Consider the following 14253-nt stretch of genomic DNA (forward strand, 5'->3'; position numbering starts at 1 on the left):
CAAATACCTAGAGCTGGTTTTTCATGTATCTCCATATATTTATTAATTTATTTCAGGGCATTTCTCTTCATGAAACGTTTTCCTTGTCTCCGGTGTATTCATGCTCCCAAAGTCGGCGTTTTTTATGCCTAAAGCTTTGGGATCGAAAACCGGATCCACCCCCGCCTTCTTTTGCGTTTCGTAATCCTTTAACGCAATAAGCGCCGGTTTGGCCAGAATTAAAATGGCAATGACATTAAGCCAAACCATAATGCCCAAGCCAGCATCCCCAAATGCCCAAGCAAGCTCTGCCGTACGGACGGGTCCATAGAAACTGGCTGCTAGTATGATGAGCTTTAAGGCGAACATGGAAAACCTAACATAATAGTTTCGTCTTTCCTTTCCTTCCCGAATCGAAAAAAACGCCAGCGATTCCGCCGGCGTCATGTTTTTTTCATTTAAGTCAAGATACTCTAATCGCACCGAGTATTTCCCGTTCCAACTGATTGGTTCTCTCCATTTTTGTTGATTCCGTCCACCCGAAGTATCCAGCCATATATTCAATCACTGCACTTTTATGCGTTTGGACTAAATCGATATCGAATAACAGGGTCCCGGTCCTTCGGAAGAAGAAGTCCACTGGAGTTGCGGCCATTTCATGTTCTAGTGCGTATTTCAGCTGTACGAACAATTTCTGCGGAAGGCCAATGCTTGCTGCTCCGTCTCCTTCGCTTTTTGCGATATCAAATAACACAGGTGCGTTGGACCCGTACATGGCCAATATTTCTTCGGAGTCCTTAACGGCAATTCCTGAGTCCACTCCCATTTGAATATGTTGCTTGATATAATCGGAGAAGTTGCTTGATCCTCCGACATCCCCTCCTGAAATCGGCATTCCTTTAGTGCTGCTGGTTGGGTAAGTCTTATTAGATTGCTGGGAAAGCTTCCCTGCCACAAGATCGACCGTCGTTTTTGCCATTTTGCGATAACCGGTCAATTTACCTCCCGCAATCGTGATAAGACCCGAATCGGACTCCCATATTTCATCTTTCCTTGATATTTCAGAAGGGTCTTTTCCTTCTTCAAGAATCAACGGCCTTACTCCAGCCCAGCTTGATTCGATATCATCATCGGAAATTTCCACTTCTGGAAACATATAATGTATCGACTTTAATAAATAGGCACGGTCCTCGGATGTAACGGTTGGCACTGCAGGATCACCATCATAAAAAGTGTCCGTAGTCCCTACATAAGCTTTACCGGCTCTCGGGATGGCAAAGATCATCCGTCCATCAGGTGTATCAAAATAAAGCGCCTGCTTCAACGGGAACTTCGATTGGTCGATGACCACATGAACACCCTTGGATAACTTCAGCGTTTTCCCTTTTTTCGATTGATCTTTCTCACGGATGGAATCCACCCATGGACCTGCTGCATTAATAACTTTGTCTGCGTATATTTCATAAGCATCACCTGAAAGTAAATCGGCAACTTGGACGCCGTTCACCTTTCCATTTTCATATAACAATTTATCTACTTTTGTATAATTTAACGCCGTTGCACCTTTATCGACAGCTGCCTTCATTACTTCAATCGTCAGACGAGCATCATCTGTCCGATATTCGACATAGTAGCCTCCGCCTTTCAGTCCCTCTTTCTTAACGAGGGGCTCCCGCTTTAGTGTTTCATCTGCCGAAAGCATTTTCCTGCGTTCTGCTTTTTTAACACCTGCAAGGAAATCATATACACGGAGTCCAATGGAAGTACTGAATTTCCCGAAGGTGCCTCCTTTGTGCATCGGTAACAGCATCCATTCCGGCGTGGTCACATGCGGTCCATTTTCATAAACGATTTCCCGCTCTTTACCAACCTCAGCAACCATTTTTATCTCAAATTGCTTCAAATACCTTAAACCGCCATGGACCAGTTTTGTCGAGCGGCTTGAAGTACCTGCCGCAAAGTCCTGCATTTCAACCAATGCCACTTTCATCCCACGGGTAGTTGCATCCAGGGCGATTCCTGCACCGGTAATTCCCCCACCAATGACAACTACATCATATTTTTCCTTTTTCAGAAGTTCAATTGTTTCTTCCCGATATATATTTGAAAACCTCATCCCTGACTCCTCCTTTAAGTAATGCTCTCTATTGTCGTGTAGCTTGAATTACTCGTGAATTCGCGCTATTTACTCGTGTATTCGTACTGTTTTCTCGTGGTTCTGTAAGTTTACTCGTGAGTTCGCACTGTTTTCTCGTGGTTCTGTAAGTTTACTCGTGAGTTCGTGTTGTTTACTCGTGAATTCTGCACGTTTACTCGTGAGTTCGCGCTGTTTACTCGTGAATTCGTGTTGTTTAATCGTGAGTTCGTGCTGTTTTCTCGTGGTTCTGCAAGTTTACTCGTGAGTTCGTGCTGTTTTCTCGTGGTTCTGCAAGTTTACTCGTGAGTTCGTGTTGTTTACTCGTGAGTTCGTGCTGTTTTCTCGTGGTTCTGCAAGTTTACTCGTGAGTTCGTGTTGTTTACTCGTGAGTTCGCGCTGTTTACTCGTGAATTCGTGTTGTTTACTCGTGTATCGTGAGTTCGCACTGTTTTCTCGTGGTTCTGTAAGTTTACTCGTGAGTTCGTGTTGTTTACTCGTGAATTCTGCACGTTTACTCGTGAGTTCGCGCTGTTTACTCGTGAATTCGTGTTGTTTAATCGTGAGTTCGTGCTGTTTTCTCGTGGTTCTGCAAGTTTACTCGTGAGTTCGTGCTGTTTTCTCGTGGTTCTGCAAGTTTACTCGTGAGTTCGTGTTGTTTACTCGTGAGTTCGCGCTGTTTACTCGTGAATTCGTGTTGTTTACTCGTGTATCGTGAGTTCGCACTGTTTTCTCGTGGTTCTGTAAGTTTACTCGTGTATCGTGAGTTCGCACTGTTTTCTCGTGGTTCTGTAAGTTTACTCGTGTATTCGTGCTGTTACTCGTGAGTTCGCACTGTTTTCTCGTGGTTCTGCAAGTTTACTCGTGAGTTCGTGTTGTTTACTCGTGAATTCTGCACGTTTACTCGTGAATTCGCGCTGTTTACTCGTGAGTTCGCTTATATTCAAATGATTCATTTGTTCTCATAGTTTCTCATTCATATAGATATTAATATCCCTAATCTGCCTTTAAAAACAAAAAAAGAGAGACCATAAATGCACATTATCGAATTCACGATAACGCATTCATGGTCTCTCCTGTTCTCCGGCCGAGTTATTAACTTGATTTCAGTATAGCACACTCCAGCTCATTTGAGAAAGAATTCACCTTGTTTTTTTATTTAAACGCCATTGCAGCGTGTACAGCTTTTTTCCAGCCCTCATATAATTTATCACTATCTTGCTCTGCCATGGATTGTTTGAAGGTTTTGTCCACCGCCCATTGCCGAGAAATTTCTTCTTGATCCTTCCAATACCCGACAGCAAGTCCCGCTAAATACGCAGCCCCCAATGCCGTAGTTTCGTTTATGATCGGCCTTTCGACAGGCACCCGTAATAAATCACTTTGGAATTGCATTAAGAAGTCATTCTTGACTGCACCGCCATCCACTCTCAATGTCTGCAGCTCGATTCCTGAATCCGCCTCCATTGCATCAAGGACATCCTTCGTTTGATACGCAAGTGATTCAAGTGTGGCACGAATGAAATGTTCTTTGGAGGTACCGCGCGTCAAACCAAAAACGGCTCCCCGCACTTCACTGTCCCAATATGGAGTTCCAAGGCCTACAAAAGCCGGCACTACATATACTCCATCCGTACTTTCCACCCGTTTTGCATAGGCTTCGCTATCCTTGGCATCATGAAGCATCCGCAGACCATCTCGCAGCCATTGGATTGCGGAGCCAGCTACGAATATACTGCCTTCCAGTGCATATTCGACCTTCCCATTCAATCCCCAAGCAAGGGTCGTCAATAGTCCGTGGTCGGAACTGACAGCCTTTTCCCCTGTATTCATGAGCATGAAACAGCCTGTGCCATACGTATTTTTGGCCATTCCTTCATTAAAGCAGGCTTGGCCAAATAATGCAGCCTGCTGATCACCGGCTGCTCCGGCAATCGGAATAGATTGGCCGAAGAAATGATACTCGACCGTACGTGCATACTCCTCGGATGATGGTCTTACTTCCGGCAGCATCGACTTCGGTACAGTCAATATCTCCAGCAGTTCTTCATCCCATTTCAGTTCATGAATATTGTACATCAATGTCCGAGATGCGTTGGAATAGTCCGTTACGTGAGCCTTGCCTCCTGAAAGCTTCCAGATTAGCCAAGTATCGATGGTACCGAATAACAGCTTGCCTTCCTCCGCCCTTTGTCGTGCCCCTTCCACATTATCGAGGATCCATTTCACTTTCGTTCCGGAAAAATATGCATCTATCAACAATCCCGTTTTATCCCGGAATAAATCATTAAGTCCCTTTTCCTTCAAATCATCACAGATTTCACTTGTTTGTCTTGACTGCCATACAATCGCATTATAAACAGGAGTACCTGTCTCCTTATCCCAAACGACTGCCGTTTCACGCTGATTAGTAATCCCGATACCAGCAATTTGCTCTGGCTTTACACCGGATTCCGATAGTACACCGGCAATCACTGCCAGGATCGATCCCCAAATCTCATTGGCGTTATGCTCGACCCAGCCTGGTTTAGGGAAATGCTGCGTGAATTCCTTTTGGGAGGAATGGACGATTTCCCCCTTTTTGTTAAATAAAATCGCCCGCGAACTTGTTGTTCCTTGATCTAATGATAAAATATATTTTTCCATAGTGTATGCCCCTCCTTTTTATTAACTAGCGATATTCCTGCTTTCCAATTCATGTGACTGTTTTTTCCCAAATGCATAGGCTAATACCAATAGTACCAAGCTTGCACCCAAAACAGACCAAAATCCTACTGTTATATCCCCTAAAAAGAATGCTTTATAACAAACGGCACCAAGTGAACCCCCAACAATCGGTCCAACTACCGGAATCCATGAATAGCCCCAATTCGAATTGCCTTTACCCGGGATCGGCAGCAAAAAGTGAGCGATGCGGGGCCCGAGATCACGGGCCGGGTTTATGGCATATCCTGTCGTTCCCCCGAGTGACATCCCAATCACGACAATTAATAAACCGACAGCGAATGGGTTCAGACCCTCTGTAAAATCATTGGCACCTATGAATAATAAACCAAGAATAAGGATGAAAGTTCCAATCATTTCACTTAATAGATTTGAAAATGTATGTGGGATAGCAGGTGAAGTCGCAAACACACCAAGCTTCGTTCCTGGATCATCAGTAGCTTTCCAGTGTGGTAAATAGTGCAGGAATACTAGAGTTGCCCCCAGGATTGCGCCAATCATTTGGGCAACGATGTAACCAGGTACATCACTCCATGGAAACTCTCCAATAATGGCAAATCCTACTGTGACCGCCGGATTTAAATGCGCCCCGCTTATGGATCCCACTGCAAAAACACCCATGGTGACAGCCAGTCCCCACGCAATCGTGATAACGATCCAACCGGCATCTTTAGCATAAGATCCCTTTAAGGATGAACCCGCTCCAATACCTGCTCCGAATAAAACTAAAATCATTGTGCCTACTACTTCTCCCCAAAATGGAGTCATGAATAAAACCCCTCCCCTGATAATTTAAAAACCTTGCAAACAAATAAAAGGAGATTCACAGCAGAACTATCCTCATAAAAAAATTATGAATAGATCTGTTGTGAATCTCCTAGTCTCCGTCACATATATTAACTTGTAATGTAAAATATACTAGGTTGTGAAAACGCTGTCAATTATTTTGTGAAAAATTAATCTATTTTTCTGTAATTTTTTTCAAATTCCTCGTTCTACCCTATTAGACGATATCCCATAATTCAGTTTTGGAAGTGGTGATTGCCGACGCTCCAGCATCAAGGGCGTTCAGGACTTCATCAGAAGTACGTATGAGACCGCCTGCAAAAATGGGTGTTTGTAGTCGTTCCTTCACTTCTTTTATCATCCACGGCATAGCGCCCGGTAAAACTTCGATATAATCCGGCTTGGTTTTCTGCACCAGCTTATAACTTTTCTCCAGCGCATGCGAATCTATTAAAAAGATTCGCTGGATGGCAATGACCCCCTTTTGCTTCGCTTTCAAAATAACGTTTGATTTAGTCGAAATCAACCCATATGGATTATACTCCTGACAAATGAATTCTGTCGCATATTCATCACTTCTTATGCCATGGATCAAATCGACATGATAAATCATTTTCTTATTATGCTGCTTTGCCATCATACTTACATTTTTCAATTGTGATATATGCAAATCAAGAAACACGCCTATTTCATAGGAACTTTCTAAGAATCTTTCGAAATCCTTCATGCTTGCCGAAGCAGGCAAAATCTTCTGGTTCATTATTTTCCCCCTTATCTCTGGAAAAACTAAAACTTTTAGTAATTCAGTATATTTTAAAGAGCTTGGTTTTTCAAACACATTTTAATGAATTGCCACCCTATCCATCCTTACACTAACATACCTGGCATCCCCTTTATATATTGCGGCTAAAAACGATCCATCATAAAGAAAGTTTCATTTTCAATGCACCATCGACAAGTTCAAATGATTTAATTGTGCCGACCGGGATTTTTCTAACGATGTTCCAAGCACCAACATTCATTTTGATCATTCTATTTTCAAATTCAAAAAATGGCGGTCTGTTAAATATCCTTTGGTTGATGAAACTCCTGTCAATCGGTTCCATTTCCACTAATTCAAATGAGATCGTTCTTTTTTCCACGTGAACCGGTTTTAATGTAATCCTGAAAGCTACGTTTTTCTTAAACATCATTTTTTTCACTTCCGTCGTTCCGGAAAGCACTATATGCTTTGGCGTAATCTCGACTTTAATATCCTGATCAGATGATTTCATCTTTATGATTCTCTCTATCATAGCTGCAGTTACCGTTATCGGTATGCCATTTCCAAATATATTGGATGGATCGAATGCATTCATCCTGGTATTCCCCTCCAACTTTCAATATCACAGTTCATAAGGAACGTCGGTTATAACATATGCTGGGTTCACGGATGCAGTTAACATTTCCCGAGTTAATAATCGATATATTCTAAATCTTCAACCTTCAACCCTTGACCTTTGTAAAAACTACCTGTATAGTCATAATTAATTTAATAGACAACTCTTATCCAGAGAGGTGGAGGGACTGGCCCTTTGATGCCTCAGCAACAGACTAATCATGTACTGTGCTAATTCCAGAAGTGTAAAAACTTGAAGATAAGAAGAGTAAATAGCTATGCTGCCAACACCTCTTCTTATTTTTAAGAAGAGGTTTTTTATTTTATAAAAGGAAAGAAGGAATGCAACATGTCAATCACATTAACGAAAGCGCCTTTTAGGGCGGACCACGTCGGGAGTTTATTAAGACCGGAACGTTTACATATTGCCAGAAAGCAATTTAAGGATGGTACAATTTCAGCGGAACGACTTCGTGAAGTTGAAACCGAAGAAATCAATCGGATTGTCGATAAACAGATTGAAGTTGGATTAGAGGCTGTGACGGATGGTGAGTTCAGACGGACCTGGTGGCACTTTGACTTCCTCGAACATTTAAATGGAATCGAGGGATATGTTACTGAAAAAGGACTCACTTTCGATGGTGTGGATACAGAGAGATATAACGTTCGCAATACCGGAAAGGTTTCATTCAATCCTGAACATCCCTTCATTCGTGATTTTATTGAATTGAACAAAATTGTGGACGGACGTGCCGTGGCCAAACAAACCATTCCAAGTCCCAATCAATTATTTGCTGTAGGTGTTCAAAATGAAGACGTCTACCCTGATATCGAAGACTATGCAAATGATATCGTCAAAGCGTATCAGCATGCTTTGAAAGCCTTTTATGATGCAGGAGTGCGTTATCTTCAATTGGATGATGTATATATTGCCAGGCTTTCAGCTCCGGATTTCCAGTTCAAAGAGGGAAAATATACGAGGGAACAATTAATTGATTTAGCACTGCGTGTAATTAATGGCGCATTGGAAGGCAAACCAGAAGACCTGGTAGTCACCACCCACCTTTGTCGTGGAAACTACCAGTCGACATGGGCATTTGAAGGAAGCTATGCCCGTATTGCCCCAACATTATTGGCAAAAGAAAAAGTGGATGGATTCTTCTTGGAATATGACGATGATCGCTCAGGGGATTTCAAACCATTGGAATACATTCCAAATAGCGGGGCGCGTGTCGTTCTAGGGGTCGTCACTTCAAAAAATGGAGAAATCGAAGACAAGGAAGCTGTTAAGGCACGTATTAAAGAAGCCTCGCGCTTCGTTCCTTTCGAACAATTATGCTTAAGCCCGCAATGCGGCTTTGCTTCCACCCATCACGGCAACAAGGTAACGGAAGAACAGCAGTGGGAAAAGTTGAAGTTCGTCGTTGATGTAGCAAAAGAAGTATGGGAATGATTTTTTTATTAATCATTTGACATATCGATAATTCTCGATATAATGAAATGTATGAAAACAATCGAGATATTTAAAGCATTATCCAATGAATCCAGGTTGCAAATCTTACAATGGCTCAAGGCGCCTGAACTCCACTTCACCCCTCATGAGGGAATAGATATGAAGGAAACCGGCGTTTGTGTAAGTCAGATTACAGAAAAATTAAACATGACCCAATCCACGGCCTCTCAATACCTCTCGATGCTTCTTAGAGCAGGATTGATCAAGACGGAGCGGATAGGAAAGTTTACGTATTACAAACGAGATGAAGATGCAATCTCAAAAATTACTGATTTCTTGAAAGAAGAAGTATGAAAATGAACCTGATCCCTGCCTTAGTGGGTTAGGTTTTATTTTCCTTTTAACAATTCGACATTTCACGATATGTTTATTTTTTTATTCATACATATTAACATATTCCGATATGTCTTTGCATATAACCATAAATCATTAATGAGGAGTGAATCTATTTGCTTAATACATGGAAAATTTACATGTTGGCGATTATCAGTTTTTTAGTTGGAACATCCGAATTCATCATATCCGGGATTTTAGATAAGATTGCGGATTCTCTTGGAGTGACCCTTGCAGCCGCAGGACAGCTCATTACAATTTTCTCCCTTGTCTACGCAATCGGTACCCCCATTCTTATGGCTTTGACAGCAAGTTTAGATAGACGAAAATTAATGTTGTACTCACTTGGACTATTCGTAGTCGCCAATCTCCTTGCCTTCCTATTACCAGGCTTTGGACCGTTTCTATTTGCACGCATAATCATGGCTCTAGGTGCAGGATTGGTTGTTGTCACCGCTTTGAATATTGCTGCTAAGCTTGCTCCGCCAGACAAACAAGCTAGTTCTATCGCGACAGTGGTCATGGGGTTTACAGCTTCCCTTATCATTGGGGTACCTCTTGGAAGAATCATGACGGATGCATTCGGATGGAAATCTGTCTTTGGCGGAATCGCCCTATTCGGCCTGATTGCCATGATCGTTTTATTCTTTACCATTCCGCCTACCAAAGGGGATAAACCGGTACCTCTTCTCCAACAGCTGGCGCTTCTAAAAAAAAGGAAAGTTGCCCTTGGATTATCGATAACCTTCTTCTGGCTAGGCGGATACTCGATTGCTTATACCTACCTATCTCCCTACCTGCTAACTGTATCAGGGGTAAGTGACGCACTACTTAGCACAGCTTTGCTTATATTCGGAATCGCCAGCCTGATTGGATCAAAGTTTGGCGGATATAGTACGGATCGATGGGGTGTATCATTTACACTAATCGGCGGTATGGCGCTGCATATTGTGATGATCATCATGTTGTCCATCGTTACAAATTCATTGATTGGCGTTTTGACAATCCTTACATTATGGTCGTTCGCGGCATGGTCATCAGGGCCGACACAGCAATATCATTTAGCCACCCTTGAGCCTGAATCATCAGGAGTCATGCTCGGTCTCAATCAGTCGATGATGCAATTGGCCATGGCTGCCGGTGCTGGGATTGGCGGTGTTGCTGTAGAACATGTATCCCTTGCTTCCATAACCTGGATCGGTGCAACGGGGGTTGCCATTGCCATGGTCATTGTTCTGGTCCTTTCAAGTTCATCGTCAAGCAGTAAAATAGCACAGTCCATAAAATCCTAGACCGTTATATAAACATTCATCATAAGGCTAGATTTTAGCCTTATGATAAATCCTAAAGCTGAAAGCAACAAAAAAAGAACGCCCACCAGCACGCCCCCTTTTTACTTGCAGCTATCTTCATCATCCATTTTCTTCACAAATATATCATCCGTCACCCTATCTTCCAGTTTGTTCCTCAATGCCAATTGCGCAGCCTTCCCATCACTGGGCGACCCGTCAGAGAAATACATCGGAAACAAGGAGAAAAACATAATATAGAAAGAAAAATAGATAAATTGATACCAGATTACCGAGCTATCCAGGATATTCTGATACACTAAGCTATATATGATCAGCATGCTGACTAAATTAAAGATAGCCCCCCCTAAATAAATCAGCATATTCGTCAATCGATTATCATGTTTCAATCCTTTGAACTCGCAAGTCCCATTCCAAAAATAATATTTCCTCACCTCTATGTTCCGAAAGGCGAAAAGTTTATTACCACAACCGATCAAGATTTTCTTTTCTGATCCCCCAAAGATCGTAACAAAGAAAATATGCCCGCTCAAATGTATCAGCGTAACGATCGGCAAGATCAAAAAAAAGGAAAATAGAAATTTAATGATATCAGAGAGACCAAACATGTTAATCAACCCTCCTTACCAGAGCAATTTTCTCAAAAACCCTATTACTGGGATGTTACTCTGATACCCTGTCCAAAATAGTTATAACTAGTAAATTTTCACAGTAGTAGTATGTTTCTTTCCGTCAGTGTTAAGAGAACAATTGGTTCTTCCACTGCTTAATTCGGCTATTTCCAGCTTAATTCGGCTGTTTCCTTCTTAATTCGACCTAACTCCAACTTATTTCGCCCTTCAAAAAAAACAGGCTATCTCTTTTCAAAAAAATCCGGAAAAGTGATAGCCTTTACATCATTATTTAGCGATTGGGGGTGCGAAGAATTTCTGCGTTGTTTTGTCCTGCCCTCAAGCCTGCATGTTTATATTCAGGGGTGAAAACCGATGTTTTAATCGGGCATGCGATTTGCTTCTGGGCATTTCCTTTTCCGTCAGGTACCTCGACAATCATTCCCCTCTCCTTCAAATGGGGGTGTTCGGCCGCTTCAGTGAAGGTCAGCACTGGTTCTGCACAGGCCTCGAAATCAGCGAATATTTCCTGCCATTCATGAAAATCTCTTTCGAGGAAAGCAAGTCGGATGGCCGTTTTAAACCTGATTCCGCTTTCTTCATTGCTTTTCATGCTCAGTTCATACAATTCGGGTGCACCGATCGCTTCACATAATGCTTTTCGAAAAGGAGGCTCAAGGCTTCCTACCGAAAAATAGCGTCCATCTTTCGTTTCATAAAAGTCATAAAAGGAACCTCCGTTTAACATCAGTTTTTCTGGTTCAAGCTCGAGGCCCCCTTGTAAATTCAGAGGTGCGGATATGGCATTCAAGGCAAAACTGCAGTCGGTCATGCTGATGTCGATGGCTTGGCCTTCTCCTGTTCTTTCCCTATGAATGACTGCAGATAATATACCGATAACAGCATGCAGTGAGCCTCCGGCAAGATCTGCTATTTGGGTTCCGTTTTTTGCCGGGCCGTCCTTTTTCGTACCGGAATAGCCTGATAAGCCTGCAATCGAAATATAATTGATATCATGTCCCGGTCGGTCTTTATAGGGACCGGTCTGGCCGAAGCCAGTGATGGAACAGTAAATCAGCTTCGGATTGATCGATTTTAATGCCTCATACCCCAGTCCTAGGCGTTCCATGACACCTGGACGGAATTGTTCAATGACGATATCGTATTCCTTCACTAGATTTTTTACGGATTCGATGGACTCAGATTGTTTTAAATCAAGTGTGATCGACTTCTTCGATCTGTTAAGATATTGGTTCACACCCCATGAATCCTTTGCTCCCGGCCTCTCTACTTTCAAAACGTCCGCTCCTAAATCCGCTAGCATCAAAGTGGCAAATGGGCCTGGCAGTAACGTTGAAAAGTCCAATACATTTAAATGAGTCAATAAGGTCATCAGCCGTGCACCTTCCCTTTCCATTGGAAATATTAAAAGCTTTCCCCGTCGTTCTGTACATGCAATTTAGCAGAGTTTACGATTACCATATAACACCTGCCACTAGATTTGTATAAATTTCCATTTAACAAAAATATAAAGCTAGGAATCAGCTTCCTAGCTTTTGATAATGAGCCTATAGAAAACAAGTAAAAGCCGGACAAATTGTCCGGCTTTTACTTTAAGCTTGTTCATTCGTATTTTTTGTCGAAGTCAAACTCGACTTCATCAATTTTAACGAATTTTGTCTTTCTTACCAGTTTATAGCCCAACCATAAACCAAGGAAAAGCGGGATTCCTAGGTACGCGGCTATAACACTGCCCCAGTCAATCTGGTCGGAGAAAAAGGCTTGGATATTTTGGGACAGGATGACGATCAAGCCAATTGCAATGGCAAAGATCGGACCTATCGGGAACCATAATGCCTTATATGGCAGCTTCTCCAATGAATGGCCTTGAGCGATGAATGCTTTTCGGAAACGATAATGGCTGATGGAAATGCCCAGCCAAAAGATGAATCCTGTAATTCCAATGGCATTCATTAACCAAATATACACTTTACCATCACCGAATACGGAAGCTAAAAAGGCTAGCATACCGATGGAACATGTCAAAATCATTCCTGCAACCGGTACCCCTCGTTTATTAAGTCTTGCAAAAATACGCGGTGCTTGGCCATCTTTTGCCATGGAATATAGCATACGCGTAGATGCATACAGACTAGAGTTACCTGCTGATAACACCGCTGTTAAAATGACCGCATTCATAAGTGAAGCTGCAAAGGCCACTCCAGCCTTTTCAAATATGAGCGTGAACGGGCTTACCATGACGTTATCCCCTTGTAAACTTGAGCTTGTATAAGGGATAAGAAGTCCTATCACAAAGATTGCCAATACATAAAAAAGCAGGATTCTCCAGAAGACACTTTTTATGGCCTTTGGTATATTCCGTGCAGGATCTTCACTTTCACCGGCAGCCACGCCGACGATTTCAGTACCTTGAAAAGAAAAGCCAGCCGCTATGAACACGATGAAGACACCCATGAACCCACCCGGGAATGGCGCGTCATCGACGGTGAAGTTTTTAAATCCTACTGCTTCGCCGCCCATAATGCCGATAATCATTAATATCCCAACGATTATAAAAATAACGATGGCTGTAACTTTTATGAAGGAAAACCAGTATTCGCCTTCACCATACCCTTTAACCGATAAATAGTTTAATAGGAAAATGAGCACCAAGAATGATGAACTCCACAACAATGATGGACTATTCGGAAACCAAAATTTCATGATCATTGTTGAGGCTGCCAACTCTGCCGCTATGGTCATCGACCAATTGAACCAATACGTCCATCCCAAGGCAAACCCAAATGCCGGATCGACGAATTTCGATCCATAGGTACTGAATGATCCGCTTGTCGGCATAAAGGCTGCAAGTTCCCCTAAGCTTGTCATAACGAAGTAAACCATTGCCCCAACTAAGGCATAAGCAAGTAATGCGCCGCCTGGCCCAGCTGTATGAATGGCTGCCCCGCTGCTAAGAAACAGCCCTGTGCCGATTGCCCCTCCAATGGAAATCATCGTTAAATGTCGGGATTTTAAACCGCGCTTTAATTCTTGTCCTTCTTGCTGTGGAGGATGCTGAAAGACGTCATTTTCTTGTTTTGGTATCATAAATTTTCATCCCTTTCTATAGCGCTTACATGTATGGGGAAATCCATTTAATAAATTTTCCTATTTCATAGACTTTCAAATAGACCTAATTTACAATTCGAATATTCCTTTCTGAACCCTTCCTGAATTCCCTACCTGAATTTATATGCAATTTTCATGCCAGATTTACAAAACCGCAATATTCAACAAATTAACAGAAAAAACGCATTAATAGACAAAACATTTTGCACTTTACGCCACGTTTTTTTGCACTTTATGCCAAGTTTTTTTGCACTTTTTATTCATTTGATTCAATTTAAATACATTCCAAATATTACTAGAAGAATATCCCGAAAGAATATTTCTATTAAAAACCATTTTTCTCCATTTTATTCCTT

Annotated in this window: 14 protein-coding genes, 1 pseudogene and 1 riboswitch; of the genes and pseudogenes, 6 read left to right on the top strand and 9 right to left on the bottom strand. The window is 42.2% G+C overall.

What is annotated here, in order from left to right; translation table 11 throughout:
* Positions 1 to 67: 67 nt before the first annotated feature.
* A pseudogene (locus QUF78_RS24605) lies at positions 68 to 348 on the bottom strand (alanine:cation symporter family protein); the annotation flags it as partial.
* 94 nt (positions 349 to 442) lie between these two features.
* Positions 443 to 2095: a glycerol-3-phosphate dehydrogenase/oxidase gene (locus tag QUF78_RS24610; RefSeq protein WP_289326745.1), complete on the bottom strand. Its 1653-nt coding sequence runs from the start codon at positions 2093 to 2095 to the stop codon at positions 443 to 445.
* Positions 2096 to 2263: 168 nt separating this feature from the next.
* Between QUF78_RS24610 and QUF78_RS24615 the strand changes: the two genes are divergently transcribed.
* The 3 genes from QUF78_RS24615 to QUF78_RS24625 are packed head-to-tail and all read left to right on the top strand — an operon-like array spanning position 2264 to position 2940.
* Positions 2264 to 2422, top strand: a complete 159-nt coding sequence (locus QUF78_RS24615; protein WP_289326746.1) for a hypothetical protein — start codon at positions 2264 to 2266, stop codon at positions 2420 to 2422.
* A gap of 7 nt (positions 2423 to 2429) precedes the next feature.
* A complete protein-coding gene (locus QUF78_RS24620) occupies positions 2430 to 2720 on the top strand; it encodes a hypothetical protein (protein WP_289326747.1) in 291 nt (96 codons plus the stop codon).
* Positions 2721 to 2724: 4 nt separating this feature from the next.
* Positions 2725 to 2940, top strand: a complete 216-nt coding sequence (locus QUF78_RS24625) for a hypothetical protein (RefSeq protein ID WP_289326748.1) — start codon at positions 2725 to 2727, stop codon at positions 2938 to 2940.
* 328 nt (positions 2941 to 3268) lie between these two features.
* Here the strand turns inward: QUF78_RS24625 and glpK are convergent, their stop codons facing one another.
* From glpK to QUF78_RS24645, 4 genes are all read right to left on the bottom strand, one after another.
* Complete coding sequence (gene glpK / locus QUF78_RS24630) at positions 3269 to 4759, bottom strand: glycerol kinase GlpK (protein WP_289326749.1); 1491 nt, start codon at positions 4757 to 4759, stop codon at positions 3269 to 3271.
* 21 nt (positions 4760 to 4780) lie between these two features.
* Positions 4781 to 5605 (bottom strand): MIP/aquaporin family protein, encoded by an 825-nt coding sequence (locus QUF78_RS24635; RefSeq protein ID WP_289314617.1) that lies wholly within the window; start codon positions 5603 to 5605, stop codon positions 4781 to 4783.
* Between the two features lie 235 nt (positions 5606 to 5840).
* On the bottom strand, positions 5841 to 6383 hold the full coding sequence (locus QUF78_RS24640; protein WP_289326750.1) for a glycerol-3-phosphate responsive antiterminator: 543 nt from the start codon (positions 6381 to 6383) through the stop codon (positions 5841 to 5843).
* A 160-nt stretch (positions 6384 to 6543) separates the two neighbouring features.
* Complete coding sequence (locus tag QUF78_RS24645) at positions 6544 to 6981, bottom strand: hypothetical protein (protein ID WP_289326751.1); 438 nt, start codon at positions 6979 to 6981, stop codon at positions 6544 to 6546.
* Between the two features lie 184 nt (positions 6982 to 7165).
* Positions 7166 to 7267, top strand: a riboswitch (SAM riboswitch).
* An 83-nt stretch (positions 7268 to 7350) separates the two neighbouring features.
* Between QUF78_RS24645 and QUF78_RS24650 the strand changes: the two genes are divergently transcribed.
* The 3 genes from QUF78_RS24650 to QUF78_RS24660 all read left to right on the top strand — a co-directional run bounded on the left by QUF78_RS24650 (position 7351) and on the right by QUF78_RS24660 (position 10139).
* Positions 7351 to 8454, top strand: coding sequence for a 5-methyltetrahydropteroyltriglutamate--homocysteine S-methyltransferase (locus QUF78_RS24650; protein ID WP_289326752.1), 1104 nt, complete (start codon positions 7351 to 7353; stop codon positions 8452 to 8454).
* Between the two features lie 51 nt (positions 8455 to 8505).
* The gene (locus tag QUF78_RS24655; RefSeq protein WP_057278291.1) at positions 8506 to 8808 is read left to right on the top strand and encodes an ArsR/SmtB family transcription factor; all 303 of its coding nucleotides are present in this window, start codon (positions 8506 to 8508) and stop codon (positions 8806 to 8808) included.
* Between the two features lie 155 nt (positions 8809 to 8963).
* Positions 8964 to 10139, top strand: coding sequence for an MFS transporter (locus tag QUF78_RS24660; protein WP_289326753.1), 1176 nt, complete (start codon positions 8964 to 8966; stop codon positions 10137 to 10139).
* A 101-nt stretch (positions 10140 to 10240) separates the two neighbouring features.
* Here the strand turns inward: QUF78_RS24660 and QUF78_RS24665 are convergent, their stop codons facing one another.
* From QUF78_RS24665 to QUF78_RS24675, 3 genes are all read right to left on the bottom strand, one after another.
* Positions 10241 to 10765 (bottom strand): hypothetical protein, encoded by a 525-nt coding sequence (locus tag QUF78_RS24665; protein ID WP_289326754.1) that lies wholly within the window; start codon positions 10763 to 10765, stop codon positions 10241 to 10243.
* 295 nt (positions 10766 to 11060) lie between these two features.
* Entirely contained in the window at positions 11061 to 12185 is a 1125-nt protein-coding gene (locus tag QUF78_RS24670; RefSeq protein WP_289326755.1) for a CaiB/BaiF CoA transferase family protein, read from the bottom strand.
* 206 nt (positions 12186 to 12391) lie between these two features.
* Positions 12392 to 13876: an amino acid permease gene (locus QUF78_RS24675; protein WP_289326756.1), complete on the bottom strand. Its 1485-nt coding sequence runs from the start codon at positions 13874 to 13876 to the stop codon at positions 12392 to 12394.
* Between the last annotated feature and the right edge of the window lie 377 nt (positions 13877 to 14253).

The sequence above is a fragment of the Peribacillus sp. ACCC06369 genome (assembly GCF_030348945.1).
GTDB lineage: Bacteria > Bacillota > Bacilli > Bacillales > DSM-1321 > Peribacillus.

Bases quoted from the DNA above. Each gene is read 5' to 3' on its own strand.
- QUF78_RS24610 (WP_289326745.1), bottom strand. From the start codon at position 2,095: ATGAGGTTTTCAAATATATATCGGGAAGAAACAATTGAACTTCTGAAA.
- glpK (WP_289326749.1), bottom strand. From the start codon at position 4,759: ATGGAAAAATATATTTTATCATTAGATCAAGGAACAACAAGTTCGCGG.
- QUF78_RS24635 (WP_289314617.1), bottom strand. From the start codon at position 5,605: ATGACTCCATTTTGGGGAGAAGTAGTAGGCACAATGATTTTAGTTTTA.
- QUF78_RS24640 (WP_289326750.1), bottom strand. From the start codon at position 6,383: ATGAACCAGAAGATTTTGCCTGCTTCGGCAAGCATGAAGGATTTCGAA.
- QUF78_RS24645 (WP_289326751.1), bottom strand. From the start codon at position 6,981: ATGAATGCATTCGATCCATCCAATATATTTGGAAATGGCATACCGATA.
- QUF78_RS24650 (WP_289326752.1), top strand. From the start codon at position 7,351: ATGTCAATCACATTAACGAAAGCGCCTTTTAGGGCGGACCACGTCGGG.
- QUF78_RS24655 (WP_057278291.1), top strand. From the start codon at position 8,506: ATGAAAACAATCGAGATATTTAAAGCATTATCCAATGAATCCAGGTTG.
- QUF78_RS24665 (WP_289326754.1), bottom strand. From the start codon at position 10,765: ATGTTTGGTCTCTCTGATATCATTAAATTTCTATTTTCCTTTTTTTTG.
- QUF78_RS24670 (WP_289326755.1), bottom strand. From the start codon at position 12,185: ATGGAAAGGGAAGGTGCACGGCTGATGACCTTATTGACTCATTTAAAT.
- QUF78_RS24675 (WP_289326756.1), bottom strand. From the start codon at position 13,876: ATGATACCAAAACAAGAAAATGACGTCTTTCAGCATCCTCCACAGCAA.